Annotated in this window: 19 protein-coding genes; 9 read left to right on the top strand and 10 right to left on the bottom strand. The window is 53.3% G+C overall.

Annotated features, from left to right (window positions below; genetic code table 11):
- Positions 1-286: 286 nt before the first annotated feature.
- A complete protein-coding gene (locus J4645_RS16495) occupies positions 287-724 on the bottom strand; it encodes an acetyltransferase (RefSeq protein WP_000973248.1) in 438 nt (145 codons plus the stop codon).
- Between the two features lie 156 nt (positions 725-880).
- On the opposite strand from J4645_RS16495, the gene metA reads away from it, so the two are divergent.
- From metA to aceK, 4 genes are all read left to right on the top strand, one after another.
- Positions 881-1,810 (top strand): homoserine O-succinyltransferase, encoded by a 930-nt coding sequence (metA, locus tag J4645_RS16490; protein ID WP_001122763.1) that lies wholly within the window; start codon positions 881-883, stop codon positions 1,808-1,810.
- Between the two features lie 268 nt (positions 1,811-2,078).
- Positions 2,079-3,680 (top strand): malate synthase A, encoded by a 1,602-nt coding sequence (aceB, locus tag J4645_RS16485; RefSeq protein ID WP_001069371.1) that lies wholly within the window; start codon positions 2,079-2,081, stop codon positions 3,678-3,680.
- 31 nt (positions 3,681-3,711) lie between these two features.
- The gene (gene aceA / locus J4645_RS16480; protein WP_023215114.1) at positions 3,712-5,016 is read left to right on the top strand and encodes an isocitrate lyase; all 1,305 of its coding nucleotides are present in this window, start codon (positions 3,712-3,714) and stop codon (positions 5,014-5,016) included.
- Between the two features lie 101 nt (positions 5,017-5,117).
- Entirely contained in the window at positions 5,118-6,869 is a 1,752-nt protein-coding gene (gene aceK / locus J4645_RS16475; RefSeq protein WP_023215115.1) for a bifunctional isocitrate dehydrogenase kinase/phosphatase, read from the top strand.
- On the opposite strand, the gene J4645_RS16470 is transcribed toward aceK, so the two are convergent.
- Positions 6,833-7,240, bottom strand: coding sequence for an ASCH domain-containing protein (locus J4645_RS16470; protein ID WP_077905741.1), 408 nt, complete (start codon positions 7,238-7,240; stop codon positions 6,833-6,835). The genes aceK and J4645_RS16470 overlap by 37 nt on opposite strands.
- A gap of 10 nt (positions 7,241-7,250) precedes the next feature.
- Complete coding sequence (iclR, locus tag J4645_RS16465; protein WP_000226434.1) at positions 7,251-8,075, bottom strand: glyoxylate bypass operon transcriptional repressor IclR; 825 nt, start codon at positions 8,073-8,075, stop codon at positions 7,251-7,253.
- A 304-nt stretch (positions 8,076-8,379) separates the two neighbouring features.
- Between iclR and metH the strand changes: the two genes are divergently transcribed.
- Complete coding sequence (metH, locus tag J4645_RS16460) at positions 8,380-12,063, top strand: methionine synthase (RefSeq protein ID WP_023215116.1); 3,684 nt, start codon at positions 8,380-8,382, stop codon at positions 12,061-12,063.
- A 266-nt stretch (positions 12,064-12,329) separates the two neighbouring features.
- Positions 12,330-13,961, top strand: a complete 1,632-nt coding sequence (locus tag J4645_RS16455; protein WP_000956811.1) for a Na/Pi cotransporter family protein — start codon at positions 12,330-12,332, stop codon at positions 13,959-13,961.
- Between the two features lie 74 nt (positions 13,962-14,035).
- Here the strand turns inward: J4645_RS16455 and pepE are convergent, their stop codons facing one another.
- A complete protein-coding gene (pepE, locus tag J4645_RS16450; protein WP_000421776.1) occupies positions 14,036-14,725 on the bottom strand; it encodes a dipeptidase PepE in 690 nt (229 codons plus the stop codon).
- A gap of 71 nt (positions 14,726-14,796) precedes the next feature.
- On the opposite strand from pepE, the gene J4645_RS16445 reads away from it, so the two are divergent.
- The 3 genes from J4645_RS16445 to rluF are packed head-to-tail and all read left to right on the top strand — an operon-like array spanning position 14,797 to position 16,388.
- Positions 14,797-14,898: a hypothetical protein gene (locus J4645_RS16445; RefSeq protein WP_001541281.1), complete on the top strand. Its 102-nt coding sequence runs from the start codon at positions 14,797-14,799 to the stop codon at positions 14,896-14,898.
- Positions 14,899-14,932: 34 nt separating this feature from the next.
- Complete coding sequence (locus tag J4645_RS16440; protein WP_001096724.1) at positions 14,933-15,472, top strand: DUF2058 domain-containing protein; 540 nt, start codon at positions 14,933-14,935, stop codon at positions 15,470-15,472.
- A 46-nt stretch (positions 15,473-15,518) separates the two neighbouring features.
- Complete coding sequence (gene rluF / locus J4645_RS16435) at positions 15,519-16,388, top strand: 23S rRNA pseudouridine(2604) synthase RluF (protein ID WP_023215117.1); 870 nt, start codon at positions 15,519-15,521, stop codon at positions 16,386-16,388.
- On the opposite strand, the gene J4645_RS16430 is transcribed toward rluF, so the two are convergent.
- The 6 genes from J4645_RS16430 to lysC all read right to left on the bottom strand — a co-directional run bounded on the left by J4645_RS16430 (position 16,385) and on the right by lysC (position 22,673).
- Positions 16,385-16,657, bottom strand: coding sequence for a DUF3811 domain-containing protein (locus J4645_RS16430; RefSeq protein WP_001207628.1), 273 nt, complete (start codon positions 16,655-16,657; stop codon positions 16,385-16,387). The two genes, rluF and J4645_RS16430, sit on opposite strands and share 4 nt — an antisense overlap.
- 210 nt (positions 16,658-16,867) lie before the next feature.
- Positions 16,868-17,626: a DeoR/GlpR family DNA-binding transcription regulator gene (locus J4645_RS16425; RefSeq protein ID WP_001068171.1), complete on the bottom strand. Its 759-nt coding sequence runs from the start codon at positions 17,624-17,626 to the stop codon at positions 16,868-16,870.
- Entirely contained in the window at positions 17,613-18,476 is an 864-nt protein-coding gene (locus J4645_RS16420) for a Cof-type HAD-IIB family hydrolase (protein WP_000924655.1), read from the bottom strand. The genes J4645_RS16425 and J4645_RS16420 overlap by 14 nt, the downstream gene beginning before the upstream one ends.
- Positions 18,477-18,492: 16 nt before the next feature.
- Positions 18,493-19,332: a hypothetical protein gene (locus J4645_RS16415; RefSeq protein WP_000472332.1), complete on the bottom strand. Its 840-nt coding sequence runs from the start codon at positions 19,330-19,332 to the stop codon at positions 18,493-18,495.
- Between the two features lie 23 nt (positions 19,333-19,355).
- Complete coding sequence (locus tag J4645_RS16410; protein WP_000716847.1) at positions 19,356-20,945, bottom strand: PTS sugar transporter; 1,590 nt, start codon at positions 20,943-20,945, stop codon at positions 19,356-19,358.
- Positions 20,946-21,323: 378 nt separating this feature from the next.
- The gene (gene lysC / locus J4645_RS16405) at positions 21,324-22,673 is read right to left on the bottom strand and encodes a lysine-sensitive aspartokinase 3 (protein WP_000136392.1); all 1,350 of its coding nucleotides are present in this window, start codon (positions 22,671-22,673) and stop codon (positions 21,324-21,326) included.
- Between the last annotated feature and the right edge of the window lie 62 nt (positions 22,674-22,735).

The following is a 22,735-nucleotide window of genomic DNA, read 5'->3' as shown; positions in this document are numbered from 1 at the left end:
TTATCTGTAGTCTGTCGGTGAGCACTCTCCTGAGGAGGACAAATCCGCCGGGAGCGGATTTGAACGTTGCGCAGCAACGGCCCGTAGGGTGGCGGGCAGGACGCCCGCCATAAACTGCCAGGCATCAGACAAGTGAAGAAGCCCATCCTGACGGATGGGCTTTTTTGCGTGTGTGGTAACTGTAAAATGTAGCCCTGATAAGCGCAGCGCCATCAGGCAACCTGCACCGCCGGATGGCAGTTTCGCCTTATCCGGCCTGCATGCACTTATCAGGCAGCGCCACTACTCACGGATAAATTAAATTCAACAATGGGTACGGTTTCCCAAGATCGTCGACCTCCGAACGTCCCGTCACCTTAAATCCCATTTTCTTATAAAATCCAACAGCTTGTGTATTCTGCTCGTTAACATTGGTTGTCAACCCCGGCGCCAGTGTTAACGCATGTTCAACTAATCTCTTACCGATACCCTGACCACGCACGTCCGGATCGACAAACAGCGCATCCATATGTTCGCCGGTAAGCAGCATAAATCCTACCGGCTCATCCTGATCGGTCACGGCAACCCATAGTGGCGCTTCTGGCAGAAAATCGCTCACCAGTTCTTCCAGTTCGGCCCGATAAGCGTTTGACAGAAAATCGTGCGTGGCATCGACTGAGCGACGCCAGATCGCAATCAGTTTTTCCCCTTCCTCATGCCTTGAACGGCGAATGTTAATCATCATCTTCACTCCTTTTTTGCTTACTTCTATTCTAATGCAAATGCTGTCGTGAAACTTTCTCACCTTGAACTTGCAGACTCGACATTCGCCTGATTTCTGAGTATCTTCAGCTATCTGGATGTCTAAACGTTTAAACGTATGTCGTGAGGTTATCAGGTTATGCCGATTCGCGTGCTGGACGAGCTACCCGCCGTCAATTTTTTACGTGAGGAGAATGTCTTCGTCATGACGACTTCTCGCGCATCAGGTCAGGAAATTCGCCCGCTAAAGGTACTTATCCTTAACCTGATGCCGAAGAAGATTGAAACGGAAAATCAGTTTCTGCGTTTGCTATCGAACTCGCCATTACAGGTCGATATTCAACTACTGCGGATAGATGCCCGCGAGTCGAGGAACACGCCAGCCGAGCATCTGAACAACTTTTACTGTAACTTCGACGATATCTGCGATCAGAACTTTGATGGGCTTATCGTGACCGGAGCACCGCTGGGTCTGGTGGAGTTTAATGACGTGGCTTACTGGCCGCAGATTAGACAGGTGCTGGAATGGGCGAAAGATCACGTTACTTCGACGCTATTTGTCTGTTGGGCCGTTCAGGCCGCACTCAATATTCTTTATGGTATCCCTAAGCAGACCCGTACAGATAAACTTTCCGGCGTCTATGAACATCACATCCTTCATCCTCATGCTCTGTTGACGCGTGGTTTTGATGATTCGTTTCTTGCGCCACACTCGCGCTATGCCGATTTCCCGGCGGCGCTGATACGAGATTATACGGATCTTGAAATTCTGGCCGAAACAGAAGAAGGGGATGCGTACCTGTTTGCCAGCAAAGATAAACGTATTGCGTTTGTCACCGGTCATCCTGAATATGACGCTCATACGTTAGCGGGTGAATATTTTCGTGACGTTGAGGCCGGGTTAAATCCGGATATTCCGTACAACTATTTCCCGAAAAACGATCCGCAAAACATACCGCGCGCAACCTGGCGCAGCCACGGTAATTTACTATTTACTAACTGGCTCAACTATTATGTCTACCAGATTACGCCATATGATCTGCGTCACATGAATCCAACCCTGGATTAATCTTCTGCTTCTGACGATCCTAAAGCGTTTCAGCATGTTGAATCAGGCACCTTCGGGTGCCTTTTTTATTTCCGAAACGCACCTCATCATGTAATTAAATTTAATTTATATTGTTATCAATAGGTTAATGCATAATTAAATTAAAAATGGAAATTGTTTTTGATTTTGAAATTTAATTGAGTAGTCTTAGTTGTGTTGAACGAAAAGCGCACAGTGATCCTTCGTTCGCATTGGGGACGTATCTGGATCAACAACGAGGAGCTGCATGATGAATCCACAGGCAACCACAACTGATGAATTAACCTTTACCAGGCCGCAAGGCGAGCTGGAAAAGCAAGTCCTGACCGCTGAGGCAGTCGAGTTTTTGACGGAGTTAGTTACCCGTTTTACGCCAAAACGCAATAAACTCCTGGCTGCACGTATCCAGCAACAGCAGGATATTGATAACGGTAAGTTGCCTGATTTTATTTCGGAAACCACTTCCATTAGAGAAAGTAATTGGCAGATTCGTGGTATTCCGGCGGATTTACAGGATCGCCGAGTAGAAATTACCGGGCCGGTTGAACGTAAAATGGTGATTAATGCCCTGAACGCAAATGTGAAAGTGTTTATGGCAGATTTTGAAGACTCGCTGGCGCCGGACTGGAATAAAGTTATTGATGGTCAAATCAACCTGCGTGATGCGGTGAACGGCACCATTAGCTATACCAACGAAGCCGGAAAAATCTATCAGCTCAAGCCCGATCCGGCCGTATTGATTTGTCGTGTACGCGGTCTACATCTGCCAGAAAAACATGTTACCTGGCGGGGGGAAGCCATTCCCGGCAGCCTGTTTGATTTTGCTCTGTACTTTTTCCACAACTATAAAGCGCTGCTCGCTAAAGGTAGCGGCCCGTATTTTTACCTGCCGAAAACGCAAGCCTGGCAGGAGGCAGCCTGGTGGAGCGAAGTCTTCAGCTACGCCGAAGACCGCTTTAACCTGCCGCGCGGTACGATCAAAGCGACCCTGTTGATTGAAACGCTGCCGGCTGTTTTCCAGATGGATGAGATTCTTCATGCGCTGCGTGATCATATCGTCGGTCTCAACTGTGGTCGCTGGGATTATATTTTCAGCTATATCAAAACGTTGAAAAATCACCCGGATCGCGTCTTGCCGGACAGGCAGGTGGTAACGATGGACAAACCGTTTCTGAGCGCCTACTCGCGCCTGCTAATCAAAACCTGTCACAAGCGCGGCGCGTTCGCGATGGGCGGTATGGCGGCGTTTATCCCGAGCAAAGACGTTGAACGCAACAATCAGGTCCTTGCCAAAGTGAAAGCGGATAAAGCGCTGGAAGCGAACAACGGCCACGACGGCACGTGGATTGCGCATCCCGGGTTGGCGGATACCGCAATGGCCGTCTTTAACGAGGTACTGGGCGAGCACAAAAATCAGCTGTTCATTACCCGTGATGAAGATGCGCCGATTACCGCTGAACAGTTACTGGAGCCATGTGAAGGCGAACGCACAGAAGCGGGAATGCGCGCCAATATTCGCGTGGCAGTGCAGTACATTGAAGCGTGGATCTCCGGCAATGGCTGTGTACCGATTTACGGTCTGATGGAGGATGCCGCGACGGCGGAAATCTCACGAACCTCTATCTGGCAGTGGATTCACCATGAGAAAACACTGAGCAATGGAAAACCCGTAACGAAAGCGCTTTTCCGCGAAATGTTGGCGGAAGAGATGCGGGTAATCCAGGACGAACTGGGCGAGCACCGCTACAGCAGCGGGCGCTTCGACGATGCCGCACGTCTGATGGAGCAAATCACCACCTCAGATGACTTAATCGACTTCCTCACCCTGCCGGGCTATCGCTTACTGGCTTAATTCACCACATAACAATATGGAGCATCTGCACATGAAAACCCGTACTCAACAAATCGAAGAATTACAGAAAGAGTGGACACAACCGCGCTGGGAAGGCATCACCCGCCCGTACAGCGCGGAGGAGGTGGTGAAATTACGCGGCTCGGTTAACCCGGAATGCACGCTGGCGCAGCTCGGCGCAGCGAAAATTTGGCGGCTGTTGCACGGTGAAGCGAAAAAAGGCTATATCAACAGCCTTGGCGCGCTGACTGGCGGTCAGGCGTTGCAGCAGGCGAAAGCCGGTATTGAGGCGATTTATCTTTCAGGCTGGCAGGTAGCGGCAGATGCCAACCTGGCATCCAGCATGTATCCGGATCAATCGTTGTACCCGGCAAACTCTGTTCCGGCGGTAGTGGATCGGATCAACAACACTTTTCGTCGTGCAGATCAGATCCAGTGGGCATCCGGTATTGAACCCAACGATCCGCGCTATGTGGATTACTTCCTGCCGATCGTTGCTGATGCGGAAGCCGGTTTTGGCGGCGTTCTGAATGCCTTCGAACTGATGAAATCGATGATTGAAGCCGGTGCAGCGGCCGTTCACTTCGAAGATCAGCTGGCGTCGGTGAAGAAATGCGGCCATATGGGCGGCAAGGTGCTGGTCCCCACGCAGGAGGCGATTCAGAAACTGATTGCTGCGCGTCTGGCCGCTGATGTGATGGGCGTCCCGACGCTGGTGATTGCGCGTACCGATGCGGATGCGGCAGATCTGATCACCTCCGACTGCGATCCCTATGACAGCGGTTTTATTACCGGCGAACGCACCAGCGAAGGTTTTTACCGCACCCATGCGGGCATTGAGCAGGCGATCAGCCGCGGTCTGGCGTATGCCCCGTATGCCGATCTGGTGTGGTGCGAAACCTCTACGCCGGATCTCGAACTGGCGCGTCGTTTTGCCGATGCTATCCACGCGAAGTATCCGGGCAAACTGCTGGCCTATAACTGTTCGCCATCCTTCAACTGGCAGAAGAATCTGGACGACAAGACCATTGCCAGCTTCCAGCAGCAGTTGTCGGACATGGGTTACAAATACCAGTTTATTACCCTGGCGGGCATCCACAGCATGTGGTTCAACATGTTCGACCTGGCGCATGCATACGCGCAGGGCGAGGGCATGAAGCACTATGTTGAGAAGGTTCAACAACCCGAGTTCGCCGCGGCGAAAGATGGCTACACCTTTGTTTCCCACCAGCAGGAAGTGGGTACTGGTTACTTCGACAAAGTCACCACCATTATTCAGGGCGGCGCGTCATCCGTTACCGCGTTAACGGGTTCCACCGAAGAATCGCAGTTTTGATTGATGCCCGGTGGCGCTGCGCTTACCGGGCCTACAGATAGCGTAGGCCGGATAAGCGAACGCGCCATCCGGCATGACGTGGTGCCGGATGAGGGAAAAAAATGCCGCGTGGCCTGGAATTACTGATTGCTCAAACCATCCTGCAAGGCTTTGACGCGCAGTATGGTCGATTTCTGGAAGTGACTTCCGGCGCGCAGCAGCGTTTTGAACAGGCCGACTGGCACGCCGTCCAGCAGGCGATGAAAAGCCGTATCCACCTCTATGATCATCATGTGGGTCTGGTGGTGGAGCAACTGCGCTGTATTACCGATGGCAAAAATACCGACGCGGATTTCCTTTTACGCGTTAAAGAGCATTACACCCGGCTGTTGCCGGATTACCCGCGCTTCGAGATTGCGGAGAGCTTTTTCAACTCCGTTTATTGCCGGTTATTTGACCACCGCTCGTTAACACCCGAGCGGTTGTTTATTTTCAGTTCGCAACCGGAGCGTCGCTTCCGTACTATCCCGCGCCCGCTGGCCAAAGACTTCTTTCCCGATCACGGTTGGGAGACTCTGTTGATGCGCATACTCAGTGACTTACCGCTGCGTCTGCCCTGGCAGAATAAAAGCCGGGATATCCGCTATATTATCGCGCACCTGACTGAAACACTGGGCGAGGACGCGCTACCTCGCTGCCATGTCCAGGTGGCGAATGAGTTGTTTTACCGTAATAAAGCGGCCTGGCTGGTAGGTAAATTAACCACACCTGACGGTACGCTGCCGTTTTTGTTGCCGATTCATCGCACTGATGAGGGTGAACTGTTTATCGATACCTGCCTGACCACCACGGCAGAAGCGAGCATTGTGTTTGGTTTTGCCCGCTCTTATTTTATGGTGTATGCGCCGCTGCCTGCCGCGCTGGTTGAGTGGTTGCGTGAAATCCTGCCGGGTAAAACCACTGCCGAACTGTATATGGCGATTGGCTGCCAGAAACATGCGAAAACCGAAAGCTACCGCGAATATTTGTGTTATCTGGCTGAAAGTGATGAGAAATTCATTGAGGCGCCTGGTATCCGCGGCATGGTGATGCTGGTGTTTACCCTGCCAGGTTTCGACCGCGTATTTAAAATCATTAAAGACAAATTCGCCCCGCAGAAAGAGATGTCTGCCGCCCATGTGCGTGCCTGTTATCAACTGGTAAAAGAGCATGATCGCGTCGGTCGTATGGCGGATACCCAGGAGTTTGAGAATTTCGTACTGGATAAACGGCAAATCGATCCGGCGCTGATGGCGCTGTTACGACAAGAAGCGCCAGAGAAGATTACCGATCTTGGGGAACATATCGTCATTCGCCATCTCTATATTGAACGGCGCATGGTGCCGCTCAATATCTGGCTGGAACAGGTAGAAGGCCAGCAGTTGCGCGATGCGATAGAAGAATATGGTAATGCGATTCGCCAGCTTGCCGCCGCTAATATTTTCCCCGGCGATATGTTGTTTAAAAACTTTGGCGTTACCCGTCATGGTCGCGTGGTGTTCTATGACTACGATGAAATTTGCTACATGACGGAAGTGAATTTCCGCGATATTCCGCCAGCGCGTTATCCGGAAGACGAACTGGCCAGCGAACCCTGGTATAGCGTCTCGCCGGGTGATGTTTTCCCGGAGGAGTTTCGCCACTGGCTGTGTGCCGATCCGCGTATCGGGCCATTGTTTGAAGAGATGCATGCCGATCTGTTTCGCGCCGATTACTGGCGCGCGCTACAGACGCGTATTAAAGAAGGGCATGTAGAAGATGTGTATGCCTATCGTCGTCGCCAGCGCTTTAGCGTGCGTTACGGCGCGATCTCAAGTACGGCGAACTCTTCGTAAACCAGTTCCATCTCCGGCGACCAATTACCCTCGCGCTCAAAAAAGGCCCTGTGTGCCGCTTGCCAGTACGCCAGGCTAAGATCGCCTTCGCCTTCCAGTGCGGCGAGATCGGCGCTCATCTCGTTAAAACGGATCAGCCTGAGCGCCAGCGTGCGTATGACGCACACGGCGTCGCCTGTGCCGTTGAGCACAATGTGATATGACCCGGGCGTGACAGGGGGCTGCTCTTTCTGATAGCTAACCAGCGAGCTACAGGTGCCACGCTTTTTACCGGCGACCACTAGCGCCGCCAGCTCGTCGGCCAGCGTCGGCGAATCACCGAAAGACCAACAGAAGGCCTGTGGGTACTTCTCCTGCCAGTATAATTTCAGGCTGCTCATTTCAGCGAGTTCCACCATAGGCCAGCGTCACCTCTTTCGCCGCTTTAATCACCATGGCGCCAAGTTCGGTGACGCGATCGTCAGTAATGCGTGAGCAGGGGCCGGAAATAGAGAGGGCCGCAAACGGTTCGCGGTGTTCGTCATAAATACACGAGGCCACGCAGCGCAGACCGAGCGCATGTTCTTCATCGTCAAACGAATAGCCGCGCTTGCGCGTCTGGGCCAAATCGTCTTTCAGATGCAGCGGCGACACCAGCGTCGCATGGGTATAAGCGTGCAACCCCTTGCGATGCAGCAGACTGGTAACCTGTTCCTCACTGAGCTGTGATAAAAACGCCTTGCCCGCGCCAGAGGCGTGCATGGGCAGCTTGCCGCCAATAGGGGCGGACATGCGCATCAGCTGCGTACACTGCACCTGGTCGATAATAATGGCCTGATGGTCGCTCTGGTCGAGTACGGCAAGGTTTACCGTTTCGCCGGAGTCCTCCATCAGTTTGCGCAAAATCGGATGGACAATCGCCAGCAGATTACGGCTCTGTAAGAAGCTGCTGCCGACGATAAACGCGTGTGCGCCTACGGCCCAGTGGCCCAGCTCACCGACCTGGCGGACAAAACCCTGCTGCTGCATGGTGGTGAGTAGACGGTGAGTCGTGGAATTAGGCAAACCCGCCTGTTGCGCCAGTTCGGTCAGCGCGACGCTGCCGTTGGACTCGGCAATCCACTCCAGCAGCTTCAGACCGCGAGTTAAAGACTGAACCTGCCCGGTTACGGGTGCAGTGGTAGCGGCAGGTTTTCTCCCGCGTTTCGCGGGAACAGGGGCAACCATGGCAGACTCCTTTTTCTGTATCGTGGAAATCATTTTCGTTTTATTCAATTATAATGCAAGAGTTCCTGAACTGATCGGATGAGTGACATCACAGGATGCCCGATGGCGCTTCGCTTATCAGGCCTACGCTTTGGGAGCCGCCAAAGTAATTTGTAGGCTGGATAAGGCGCTTGCGCCGCCATCCGACAAAGCGATAGAAGTGGGTGGCAAGCTGAACATGTCTCATGTTGCCCGTTGTTCTCTTTTCCGCCAGCACGCTTTGTGCCAGTATGGCCCGTTACGTGGAGCGTTGTCGGGAGCGAGTGTGAGCAGCAAAGTTGAACAACTGCGTGCGCAGTTAAATGAACGTATTCTGGTGCTGGACGGCGGTATGGGCACCATGATCCAGAGCTATCGTCTACATGAAGAAGATTTCCGCGGGGAGCGCTTTGCCGACTGGCCCTGCGACCTGAAAGGCAACAATGACCTGCTGGTACTCAGCAAGCCGGAGGTGATCGCCGCTATCCACAACGCCTACTTTGAGGCTGGCGCGGATATCATCGAAACCAACACCTTTAACTCGACAACCATTGCGATGGCGGATTACCGGATGGAATCCCTGTCGGCGGAAATTAACTATGCGGCGGCCAAACTGGCGCGCGCCTGCGCCGATGAATGGACGGCGCGAACACCAGAAAAACCACGCTTTGTTGCGGGCGTACTTGGCCCAACCAACCGTACGGCGTCTATTTCGCCGGACGTCAACGACCCGGCGTTTCGTAATATCACCTTCGATCAGCTGGTGGCGGCCTACCGTGAATCCACCAAAGCGCTGGTGGAAGGTGGCGCAGATCTGATTTTGATTGAGACCGTCTTTGACACCCTGAATGCGAAAGCGGCGGTGTTTGCGGTGAAAGAAGAGTTTGAAGCGCTGGGCGTTGATCTGCCGATCATGATTTCCGGCACCATCACCGACGCCTCTGGCCGTACGCTTTCCGGCCAGACGACCGAAGCCTTTTATAACTCGCTGCGCCACGCCGAGGCGCTCACTTTTGGCCTTAACTGCGCGCTGGGGCCAGATGAACTGCGCCAGTACGTCCAGGAACTGTCGCGGATTGCCGAATGCTACGTCACCGCGCACCCGAACGCCGGCCTGCCGAACGCTTTCGGCGAGTACGACCTCGACGCCGACACCATGGCGAAACAGATTCGCGAATGGGCGGAAGCGGGCTTCCTGAATATCGTTGGCGGCTGCTGTGGCACTACGCCGGAGCATATCGCCGCCATGAGCCGCGCCGTTGCCGGTTTGCCGCCGCGCCAGCTGCCGGATATCCCGGTTGCCTGCCGCCTTTCCGGCCTGGAGCCGCTGAACATTGGCGACGACAGCCTGTTTGTCAACGTCGGCGAACGTACCAACGTCACCGGTTCGGCCAAATTTAAACGGCTGATCAAAGAAGAGAAATACAGCGAAGCGCTGGATGTTGCCCGTCAGCAGGTAGAAAGCGGCGCGCAGATTATTGATATCAATATGGATGAGGGGATGCTCGACGCCGAAGCGGCGATGGTGCGTTTCCTCAGCCTGATTGCCGGTGAGCCGGATATTGCCCGTGTACCAATCATGATCGACTCCTCCAAATGGGAGGTTATCGAAAAAGGGCTGAAGTGCATTCAGGGTAAAGGCATCGTCAACTCTATTTCGATGAAAGAGGGCGTGGAAGCTTTTATTCATCATGCGAAGTTGCTACGTCGCTACGGCGCGGCAGTGGTGGTGATGGCCTTTGATGAGCAGGGGCAGGCCGATACCCGCGAGCGTAAAATCGAGATTTGCCGCCGGGCGTACAAAATTCTCACCGAAGAGGTGGGCTTCCCGCCGGAAGACATCATCTTCGACCCGAATATCTTCGCCGTGGCGACCGGTATTGAAGAGCACAACAACTATGCGCAGGACTTTATCGGCGCTTGCGAAGATATTAAACGCGAGCTGCCGCATGCGCTGATCTCCGGCGGCGTGTCTAACGTGTCCTTCTCGTTCCGCGGCAACGACCCGGTACGTGAGGCTATCCACGCGGTATTCCTCTACTACGCCATCCGCAACGGCATGGACATGGGCATCGTCAACGCCGGGCAATTGGCGATTTATGACGACCTGCCTGCCGAACTGCGCGATGCGGTTGAAGATGTCATTCTTAACCGTCGCGATGACGGCACTGAGCGTTTGCTGGATTTGGCGGAGAAATACCGCGGCAGCAAAACCGACGAAGCTGCCAACGCCCAGCAGGCGGAATGGCGTAGCTGGGACGTGAAAAAGCGTCTCGAATACTCGCTGGTGAAAGGCATTACCGAATTTATCGAACAGGATACCGAAGAAGCCCGCCAGCAGGCCTCCCGCCCGATTGAGGTGATCGAAGGGCCGCTGATGGACGGCATGAACGTGGTCGGCGACCTGTTCGGCGAAGGGAAAATGTTCCTGCCGCAGGTGGTGAAATCCGCTCGTGTGATGAAACAAGCGGTGGCTTACCTGGAGCCGTTTATTGAAGCCAGCAAAGAAAAAGGCTCCAGCAACGGCAAGATGGTCATCGCCACCGTGAAGGGCGATGTGCACGACATTGGCAAGAACATTGTTGGCGTGGTGCTGCAATGCAACAACTACGAAATCGTCGATCTTGGCGTGATGGTGCCAGCGGAGAAAATCCTCAGAACGGCGCGTGAAGTGAATGCCGATCTGATTGGTCTTTCCGGGCTTATTACCCCGTCGCTGGACGAAATGGTCAACGTGGCGAAAGAGATGGAGCGTCAGGGCTTTACTATTCCGCTACTGATCGGCGGCGCAACCACTTCGAAAGCGCACACCGCGGTGAAAATCGAGCAGAACTACAGCGGTCCGACGGTCTACGTGCAGAATGCTTCGCGTACCGTGGGCGTGGTGGCGGCGCTACTCTCCGACACCCAGCGCGATGACTTTGTCGCCCGTACCCGCAAAGAGTACGAAACCGTGCGTATTCAGCACGCCCGCAAAAAACCGCGCACGCCGCCGGTCACGCTGGAAGCGGCGCGCGATAACGATCTGGCATTCGATTGGGAACGCTACACCCCGCCAGTAGCCCACCGTCTGGGCGTGCAGGAAGTGGAAGCCAGCATCGAAACTCTGCGCAACTACATCGACTGGACGCCGTTCTTTATGACCTGGTCGCTGGCCGGCAAATACCCGCGCATTCTGGAAGATGAGGTGGTGGGCGTTGAGGCGCAGCGTCTGTTTAAAGACGCCAATGATATGCTGGATAAACTGAGCGCCGAGAAACTGTTGAATCCGCGTGGCGTGGTGGGCCTGTTCCCGGCGAACCGTGTGGGTGACGACATCGAAATCTATCGCGACGAAACCCGTACTCATGTTCTGACGGTCAGCCACCACCTGCGCCAGCAGACCGAGAAAGTTGGTTTTGCTAACTACTGTCTGGCGGATTTTGTCGCGCCGAAACTGTCCGGAAAAGCGGACTACATCGGCGCGTTTGCCGTCACCGGCGGTCTTGAAGAAGACGCTCTGGCTGATGCTTACGAAGCGCAACACGACGACTATAACAAGATCATGGTGAAAGCGATTGCCGACCGTCTGGCGGAAGCGTTTGCCGAGTACCTGCATGAGCGTGTACGTAAGGTTTACTGGGGATATGCGCCGAACGAGAGCCTGAGTAACGACGAATTAATCCGCGAAAACTACCAGGGGATTCGCCCGGCGCCGGGTTATCCTGCCTGCCCGGAACATACCGAAAAAGGCACTATCTGGCAGCTACTGGATGTCGAAAAACATACCGGGATGAAGCTCACCGAATCTTTCGCCATGTGGCCTGGCGCGTCGGTCTCCGGCTGGTACTTCAGCCATCCTGAGAGCAAATACTTCGCGGTAGCGCAGATCCAACGCGATCAGGTGACTGATTATGCTTTCCGTAAAGGAATGAGCGTTGAGGACGTTGAGCGGTGGCTGGCGCCGAACCTGGGTTACGATGCGGACTGATTCATAAAATCGTCACTTTTCCTTACAACATACAAGGCACTCATTGGGTGCCTTGTCTCTTTCTTACAATTAAACCCTTATACTGAAGGAAGGCTCTACGCTGAATTTGCCGGATGGCGGCGTAAACGCCTTATCCAGCATACCGTATTACGTATGGTAAGCCCGGTGGCGTGCAACGCCAGCAGGCCTTAACGCTGTGCGCCATCAGGCAATTTATCGCAAGTGAGCTTCAGGAAAACGTATAACGATAAGGAGAACCTGACGCCGTGTTAACTTTGCTCCATCTACTTTCTGCCGTTGCGCTGTTGGTATGGGGAACACATATCGTTCGTACTGGCGTAATGCGCGTGTTTGGCGCGCGTCTACGCACTGTCCTCAGCCGCAGCGTGGAAAAGAAACCGCTCGCCTTTTGTGCGGGTATCGGTGTTACCGCGCTGGTACAAAGCAGTAACGCCACCACTTTATTGGTAACGTCGTTTGTCGCCCAGGATCTTGTCGCCCTGACGCCAGCTCTGGTGATTGTGCTGGGCGCCGACGTGGGGACCGCGCTAATGGCGCGTATCCTGACCTTCGATCTCTCGTGGCTGTCGCCGCTGCTGATTTTTATCGGCGTGATTTTCTTTTTGGGACGTAAGCAGTCCCGCGCCGGGCAGCTGGGTCGCGTCGGTATCGGGCTTGGCCTGATTCTACTGGCGCTGGAGCTGATTGTGCAGGCGGTGACGCCGATCACTCAAGCTAATGGCGTGCAGGTCATTTTCGCGTCGCTGACGGGCGACATTATGCTGGATGCGCTGATTGGCGCGATGTTCGCTATTATCAGTTATTCCAGCTTGGCGGCGGTGTTGCTGACGGCGACCCTGACGGCGGCGGGGATTATATCGTTCCCGGTGGCGTTGTGCCTGGTCATCGGCGCCAATCTGGGATCGGGGCTGCTGGCGATGCTCAATAACAGCGCCGCCAATGCTGCCGCGCGTCGCGTAGCGCTCGGCAGCCTATTGTTCAAATTGATCGGCAGCCTGGTCATCCTGCCGTTTGTCCATCCGCTGGCGAATCTGATGGATGAGCTATCGCTACCGAAATCAGAGCTGGTGATCTATTTCCACGTTTTCTATAACCTGGTGCGCTGCCTGGCGATGGTGCCATTTGCCGAGCTGATGGCGCGTTTTTGTAAACGAATTATTCGTGATGAGCCTGAACTGGATACCCATCTGAAGCCGAAACATCTGGATGTCAGCGCGCTGGATACGCCAACGCTGGCGCTGGCTAATGCTGCCCGCGAGGTGTTGCGCATTGGCGATGCGATGGAACAGATGATGGAAGGGCTAAAAAAGGTCATGCACGGCGAGCCGCGTGAAGAGAAAGCGCTGCGCAAGCTGGCGGATGACGTTAACGTGCTCTACACCGCGATTAAGCTTTATCTGGCGCGAATGCCAAAAGACGAGCTGGCGGCGGAGGAGTCCCGCCGGTGGGCGGAGATTATTGAGATGGCCCTGAACCTCGAACAGGCGTCGGATATTATCGAGCGAATGGGCAGTGAGATTGCCGACAAGTCGCTGGCGGCGCGTCGGGCATTTTCAGAAGAAGGATTGAAAGAGCTGGATGCGCTTTACGATCAACTGCTCAGTAATCTGCAACTGGCGATGTCGGTCTTTTTCTCCGGCGATGTCACCAGCGCCCGTCGGTTGCGCCGCAGTAAACATCGCTTCCGTATACTTAATCGCCGATACTCACATGCGCATGTCGACCGCCTGCATCAGCAGAACGTGCAAAGCATTGAAACCAGCTCGCTCCATTTAGGGCTGCTGGGCGATATGAAGCGTCTTAACTCACTGTTCTGTTCGGTCGCCTATAGCGTACTGGAACAGCCGGATCAGGACGAGGAACGGGGCGAGTATTAAGTGAAATGCCGGATGGCGGGGCCTACGGAGAACATGCGCGTAGGCCGCTATTCGGCATTCAATGTGGCCAGGGATTAAAAGCGATGACCCGCTTCCAGCGCCACGGCCTCTTCGCCCGCTTTAAACACCCAGGTGGTATTCGGGCCGCCGAGAACCGCCTGGCCGTTGCTCACCTGAATCCAGTTACCTTCCGGCAAACCAATCACTGTCAGTTCCGGCGCGACCACCAGCAGTTCGCGAATACGCTGCTCGCGGGTCTCGCCCTTATGACCTTCCGGCAAGGCGTTAGTGAAGTGAGGATTAATTTGCAGCGGGAACAGATCCAGCGCGTCGAAACCGTTTGGATCGACGATCGGCATATCGTTGGTCGTGCGGATAGTCGGGCAGGCAAGGTTGGCGCCTGCGCTCCAGCCGATATACAGCGCGCCGCGTTTTACCCTGTCCGCCATCGGCGCCAGCAGCCCGCGTTCACGCGATTCTTTCAGTAGCTGGAAGGTATTTCCGCCGCCGACAATAATGATTTCCGCTTTCTCAATCGCCGCAAGCGGATCGGCGACACGATGAATCCCTGTGACGTTTATCCCTAATGGCGCAAGCACCTCTGCGGTTTTATCCGTGTACTCGTCCCATGTTTGCGTGACGCCGGCAAACGGAATAAACACGGCTGAACGTCGACCGTTCAACTGATTCGCTATCAGCGGCAGAGCGTGTTCCAGCCAGGCTTTACCCGGCAGCGTCGAGTTACTTAATAAAAGCAGTTCCATTACTTCTCCACCTCATCAGGAAATGTCAAAACGTAATAATGCTACCATTATCCATTTAATGTCTTACTGATATGGCTCATGATGTTACGCGTGTCACAGGCAAAGCGCGGTCGCTAAAAGTGACGACAGGCCAGATCTGCCATCTGGTATCGCCTGAAAAATTACAGGTATAATCCGCAAAATTATTTAACACGTTTAGAGACGAAAATGGCAAAACTGACCTTACAAGAGCAACTGCTACAAGCGGGATTAGTGACCAGCAAAAAAATGGCCAAAGTCCAGCGCACGGCTAAAAAATCACGCGTTCAGGCTCGTGAGGCCAGAGAAGCGGTGGAAGAAAATAAAAAGGCGCAACTTGAGCGTGATAAACAACTCAGTGAACAGCAAAAACAAGCGGTTTTAGCGAAAGAGTTTAAAGCTCAGGTTAAGCAACTTATTGAAATGAATAGAATCAATGTATCTAAAGGCGATATTGGTTTTAACTTCACCGATAATAACGTCATCAAAAAAATAGACGTGGATAAGCTCACTCAGACGCAATTGATTAATGGGCGTCTCGCGATTGCGCGTTTGGTTATCAATAACAGCGGTGAATGTGAATATGCGATTATTCCCGCGAGCGTCGCCGATAAAATCGCACAACGAGATGCGGACAGTATTGTCGTAAACAGTGCGCTGAGTCAGGAAGAGCAGGACGAAGATGATCCGTATGCCGATTTTAAAGTTCCCGACGATTTGATGTGGTAAGTCACATTCCCGACGTTTATGTAGAAAAATTTCTCAGAGAGTAAATATGCTGACCGACACATCTATCCGGCTTAATAAATATATCAGTGAAAGCGGCATCTGTTCGCGTCGCGAGGCGGACCGTTTTATCGAACAGGGCAATGTTTTTATCAACGGCAAACGCGCCGCCATTGGCGATCAGGTGGTCGCCGGGGATGTTGTTAAAGTAAATGGTCGGTTGATTGAGCCGCGAGAAGCGGATGATTTAGTGCTGATTGCGCTGAATAAACCGGTTGGCATTGTGAGTACCACTGAAGACGGCGAACGCGACAATATTGTCGATTTTGTGAACCACAGTAAACGTATCTTCCCGATTGGTCGTCTGGATAAAGACTCGCAGGGGCTGATATTTCTGACTAACCACGGCGATCTGGTCAATAAGATTCTACGTGCCGGTAACGATCACGAAAAAGAGTATCTGGTGACGGTGGATAAACCGATTACCGACGAGTTTATTCGCGGTATGGGCGCTGGCGTGCCGATTCTGGGTACCGTCACCAAAAAATGTAAGGTGAAAAAAGAGGCGCCGTTTGTCTTTCGTATCACCCTGGTGCAGGGATTAAACCGTCAGATCCGCCGTATGTGTGAATACTTTGGTTATGAAGTGACGAAACTGGAGCGTACGCGCATTATGAACGTCAGCCTGAGCGGGATTCCGCTGGGCGAGTGGCGCGATCTGACGGGCGATGAGCTGATCGATCTGTTTAAATTGATTGAGCGTTCCTCTTCCGAAGCCAAACCAAAGGCCAAAGCGAAGCCGAAGACCACGGGTATTAAGCGACCGGTCGTTGCGATCGAAAAAAGCAATGAGAAAGCGCGCCCGACATCAAGCGGTAAGCGCTTTACCTCGCCGGGACGAAAGAAGAAAGGACGTTAACGTCTGCCGCGCGTCGGCGTATTCGCCGACCAGGAGAATGACGCTTCCGTATCGGGTTTATACGCCTGCTTTTTCTTCAACTGGCGGGCTTTTTTCGCTTCAGCCTCACGCAGCGCCATCAGCTTATCGATGTACTCCTTTTTTACGCTGTTGGTCTCAGAATTGGTCAGTGGACGACCGTGCGCAATACGGGCGCGGTCCAGCAACGTTTTCAGTTCGCGCTGTTCGCGCTCGGTCATCTCTTTTTGGGTAATGCGGGGGAGTGCCATACGGGTGCCCTCAGTTAGCCGATGCATTTAGAGCCTATCCCATTAGGGCTATTTTACTTGCCATTTTAGACCTGGGCAGTGCTCAAAATCCTCACGTACTACGTGTACGCTCCGGTTTTTGCGCGCTGTCCGTGTCCAAACTGGCTGCGCCAATAACGCCTGGTGGGATAGGCTCTTAGTCTACGGCAATACGCAACGGGCGGATAGCGCTCAGTCAGCAATCCGCAGCTTTCCGGCGAAATCCTGTGGCGTATAACCCGTTGACGTAAATCCTTTATCCGTGATGATGTTATCGATTTCTTTTACGCTTGCGATGCACATCACACCGTCCTGACCAAATTTGGTATGGTCGGCAAGAATCACTGATTTTTTGCTCATCGCAATCATGGCTTTGGCAACGTAGGCTTCTTCAAAGCTCTTCACCAACACGCCATGCTGGGGAGAAATGCCGCCAGCGCCAATAAAACAGATATCCGCGTGAATCGCGTTAATCTGCTGACACACCGAGACGCCGAGGTTGGCGCGAAAATGGTAATCATATTCGCCGCCTAATACATACACGCGGGCCTGCAGGTTATGCTCTTTAATTTTATCGGCAATCAGGGCTGAATTGGTAATCACGGAAAAAGCGAGAGGCGGTAATTGCTCGGCCAGAATAAGGTTAGTTGTACAGGAATCAATAAACAATGTATCCCGTTCACTGACCATTTCGGCGGCAAGTTTGCCAATCGCTATTTTCTCTTCGCGATGCGCCTCTATTCTTGCGCTAAACGCATCCTCCTGGACAACTTGCTTTTTGACTGCGCCCCCATGAATCTTAGTGATTTTGCCCTCAGATTCCAGTAAGGAGAGATCGCGACGAATGGTTTCTGAGGTGACGTTGAGCATTTCCGATAATTTAATAACGGTGACTTCACCGAATTTGTTTAATTCATCAAGAATATGTTTTCGTCTTTTAATTGGATTCATTATCTTTCGCCGCCGTCAACCTTTGGCGCATGGTAACTGGATGCGTAAGGCAACGCAACCACTCCAACGCATGGACGATACCCTCCTCATCATTCGTGGCAGTCACATAGCCGGCCTGCCGCTTTACTGCATCCGGCGCGTTGCCCATTGCGATGCTGATTCCGGCGGCGGCAAACATGCTGACATCATTTTGCTGATCGCCAATCGCGACCACCTTGTCAGAAGATATATTTAAATAATGAATTAATTTATCGATTATGAACCCTTTATTTATATCGGCTCTTTGAATATCAATATAATTTTCTCCCGTGACAACCGCATAATATCCACAAGGCAGGTGATTATTCACTTCTGTACACAGAGTATCTATCTCCGAAGATGCGGCAACAAGTGTAATTTTATATATATTGCGACGATTAAAGATATTTTCTGCAGTTTCAGTTATAAGCGGTAACTCAAATAAGCGGGCTTCATATGTTGTCCAGGGTGCAATTAGTCTATCGTCACGATGGTGAATTGCTTCGGCGCTAAAAAAGTGGTGGTGATAGCGGGAAAGAGAAATATGTTGGTCAATATTCCATAGATCTGTGGCGGTCAGCGGGGCAGCATGAATAATGCGCGGCCCCGCCATCTCCAGCAGGCGTCCGCAGTTAAAACCGGCGCACCAGCTAAACAACGTATCAACCTGTTGCTGGCGTAGCAGGCGTACCATTGAGGAGACCGGTCTGGCGGAACATGCCGCCAGCAGACCACCGTTCTGGCGGAACGCAATCAGCGCCTGGCGCGTGCGCGGGCTGATTGTTTTCTGCGAGGTGAGTAATGTTCCATCCAGATCGGTGATCAACAACATCTCTCGTTCCCTGATATCAATGAACAATAAACGGCGTAACGGCTTCTTTGGCGGCGTTGCACACCATGTTGTCGATAGCAGTACCGACCACCAGAATATTGACCCCGGTATCTTTAAACGCTTTCGCGTTGGCGAGGTTAATCCCGCCTTCCGCCAGCGTCGGAACATCCACCGCGCCGACCAACGCCCGCAGGCGATCTTTAATCATCTGCGGGATATCGCCTGCCGCTACGCCTTCATAGCTCATGCCTGTCATCAGACCAATCATATCCACGCCGATATCCTGCATTCGCTTCGCCACGCTGGCGACCTCTTCCGGCGTGCGTGCAGGAATACCGAAAGTATGCAGATCGTCAGGATGGCCAATGTAGGCATCGACAGTCAGACCATACTGATGGGCGAGATTAACGATGTCCTGCAGATCGTCCCAGTCGGATTTATGCGTATGTAAACCGTCGGCCCCAGCGCGGGCAATCTCCAGAATTTCCGTTTCGCTGAGCGGCACCGGTAAGGTTTCGGTAAAACCGCCGGCGATACCAACGGTGATAAAAATATCGTCCGGGACCACATTACGCACACCGTGTACGGCCTCAGCCATCTGGCTATTGGTGATTTCGTGACGAATCTGCTCCGCCGCGTGCATGTTGCTCACGCCTTTGTGTCCACGCGCCAGCGCCAACGCAGGGTGGTTCGGCTCCAGTAGCTTAACGCCAGCCTCACACACGGCTTTCGCCAGGCGCGCATCGTCGCCGGTTATTCCTGTGCTGAGGATGGTTTGCCCGCCGTGAAGTGTGATGGCTTCTTTCACTTTCTGTAACGCTTTGGCGCGTTTTTTATTCATATCGCCTTTAAACATGGTGTACCTCTGGTGTTGGTGCATTAATTAACGGCTGTCGTTGTTGATTCGCTCTGTACGACAGGTTTGAAACGGTTAGCAATAATGGTGGTAAGGCAGGTCATCGCCATTGTGGCAATCATTACGATGGCCATCTGGAGCGCATTGCTGGATAAGAACGGTGAGGCGAAAGCCGGAACATAGGCCACGCCTTTGACGTTAAAAAAGCCCAGCATCATGCCGCCCATTCCGGCCCAAAAAATGGCGGAGCCAAAAACAATTTTGTTGGCGAACATGAAGGGATAGGCGGATTCAACAAAGGTGCCAAAGCCCAGGTTAATGAGCAGGCCCGGCGTAGCAACGGCAGCTTCGCTTTTTTCACGCGGGGCGATCACATTGGCAAGGTTAATACCTGCGGCCACCATCACCAGACCGACCATATCGACCGCGCCGAGGAAGCTGACGCCGGATTTTTCCATCTCCAGCAGCACCAACGGCAGGATCACCGCGTGATAGACGCCGCCGAGAATGGCAGGCCAGATAACCAGACCAGCCAGCAGCCCGGCAAGAATTGGGCTGAATGCCAGCGTGCTTTCGATAGCCAGTTTGATGTAATTACCCGCAGATAGCGCCAGCGGACTCAGCAGATAGTGCATGATTAACCCAGCGGCAAGGCCCGATATCCCACCGGCGACGATGTTGACGGTAGTCATTGGGAAGCGCCAGTTCAGGCACAGCTCGAACAGCCAACGGACGAAAATCCCCGCCATTACACCGCCGATAATGCCGCCGATAAGACCGCCCTCTACGGAAAGCACGCCAGCGACGACTCCGGCCACAATTGAAACTTCATCCAGTTCGGAAATCTGTTTTGCCGCCAGTACCGCGACTAACACCGGCAGACCTTTTAGTAATATTTCAAAGATATCGTTAAGTTTTTCCAGTCCTGGTATGTGGCTCAGGGCGAGTACAATCGCCATGGCGATAAAGCCTGGTAGCGCAGGGATCATGATGCTACGAATGTTAAAACGTTTGAGCAGGCTTTTTCCGGAACCGCTCTGCGAGGGCGAAGCGCTACCCAACTGTGGTTTGTACTTGATACCCCAATGTTTACACAGTGACGCCACGAAGGAGACGGCGCGGGTACGGCTGGTGGTGCCGGTTGTTCCGGAGGTCGCGACCACATTCGCCCCTTTTGCCGCCACCAGCGCCATGGAGGTTCCCCCGGTGCCGACAATCGGTGTTTTCATCTCAACGGCGGCGGCAAAAACGGCCTGGTTCGCCTTTACCGGATCGGCGCTCATTACCACGATCCCATCGATCTCACCGCAGCGGATCATCTCAGCGATTTGGCGATCGCTTTCTACTACCGAGGTGTTTACCTCCGAAAGTTTGCCCTGAAATATGCGCTGTGGTTTTTGTTGGTTTTCTGTGGTTAATGCATAAACCGATGCCGGGGTATCCGGTTTGGCGACGTCCATCGAGGCTTCTGCCGCGATAAACTGTACGGCGGCCACATTCACGCCCGCAGCCTCACACTGCTGATAAATCTCCTGGAGTAACTTCTCTGGCTCGGCGCCACCCAGGTTGTAGAGGTTGCCTCCACTGCTTCCAATAATCGCAATTTTTTTCATAGCGGCCTCAAATAGGGTAAGGGGGTTATCTGTGTTGTAGTGCAATCATAATTCCAACTAAAACAAAATAAAGCAACAATGGAAAAGTGGGCTTATACCAAAAGATATCAATTTTTAAATATAACTCATTAAAATATAATGATTAATTTATGTTTTTGCTTTGTGTTGTTTTGTGTGGTTTTGTGACGAGGTTCAAAATGGGGAGTGCATAAATAGGGGGAAAGTTGCCCATGTTGGTGGGACGAGTAGGGTGTTGCGGATTCCTGAGCAGTATTCCGCCGGCAGCGCCTGGCGCGGGAACCGCCGGATGACGTGCCTGCGTCGCCATCCGGCAGCGTATTGCGCTGATAGCGCTCACCCGCTGTCGTGTCAGGGCGATTATTCAAATAAGTTCTGATGTAGCTTTTGCACCACTTTCTCGGCATCGTCTCCCGGCACGAGGAAGCACAGATTGTGGCTGGAGGCGCCGTAACAAATCATGCGAATGTTGAACGGTTCCAGGACGCCAAACACTTCTTTACCAACGCCGCAGGCTTTTGACAGGTTGTTGCCAATCAGCGCGACCAGCGCCAGTCCTTCTTCGACTTCTACCCGACACAGCGCGGAAAGCTCCATCAATAAGGATTGGGTCAGTAACGTATCGCCCGTGGAGGTGGAGCCGGTAGTATCCAGCGTCAGCGCGACGCTCACCTCCGAAGTGGTAATCAGATCTACCGAAATATTATGCCGCGCCAGAATGCCGAACACCTCAGCCAGGAAACCTCGCGAGTGCAGCATATTCAGGCTGTGCAGCGTCAATAGCGTTTGATTGCGGCGCAGCGCCAGCGCACGGAACAGCGGCGGGTTTTGGGTTTTATTGCACACCAGCGTACCGCCCGCTTGCGGATCTTTACTGGAGCCAACGAAGACCGGGATATCGCTGCGCACGGCCGGGAGTAAGGTGGCTGGATGCAGTACTTTTGCGCCGAAGGTTGCCATCTCCGCCGCTTCTTCAAAGTCGATTTCATCAATTCGCTGCGCGACGGGCACCACGCGCGGGTCGGTGGTGTAAATACCGGGCACATCTGTCCAGATATCAACCCGCGCGGCGTGGAGCGCTTCAGCCAGCAACGCTGCCGTATAGTCGCTGCCGCCGCGGCCTAACGTCGTGGTGCGGCCTTTGCTTTCACTGCCGATAAAGCCCTGAGTAATGACCAAAGTTTCGTTCAGGCGCGGGAGCAACTGCTGCGCGGCCAGTTCCGCAAGCGCTGCGACGTCCGGTTCCGCACGGCCAAAGCGATCGCTGGTACGCATCACTTTGCGCACGTCGAACCAGTGGGCCTGTACGTCGCGTTCACGCAGGATCTCAACAAATAGCAGGGTAGACATCAGCTCGCCGTGGCTGACCAGTTCATCGGTCAGGGCTGCCGATGTCGCCAGCGATGCCGCCTCCGCCAGAATAGTGATGTTTTCCAGCAGGCGTTCAATCTCTTCGCGAATGACATTCGGATGACGCAGACGATCAAGGATATCGAACTGGATTTTACGGATGGCGTCGAGCGTAGCGAAACGTTCGCCAGGCTCCATCCCTTCGGCCAGCGCCACCAGCAGATTAGTGATGCCGGCAGACGCGGAAAGCACGACTAAACGAACATTGGCGTCGGAAAGTACGATATCCGCGCTACGGTTCATGGCGTCAAAATCAGCGACGCTGGTACCGCCAAATTTGGAAACAACGATCTCTGTCATATCAACCTCGTGTCAGGAAATGAAAAACGCGACCATGGCACAAGGGCAGAACAGAAACCGGT

This window comes from Salmonella sp. 32082101201600294FB01SM01 (genome assembly GCF_017572865.1).
Classification (GTDB): Bacteria; Pseudomonadota; Gammaproteobacteria; order Enterobacterales; family Enterobacteriaceae; genus Salmonella; species Salmonella enterica.
This window is presented reverse-complemented; position numbering and strand designations above follow the sequence as displayed.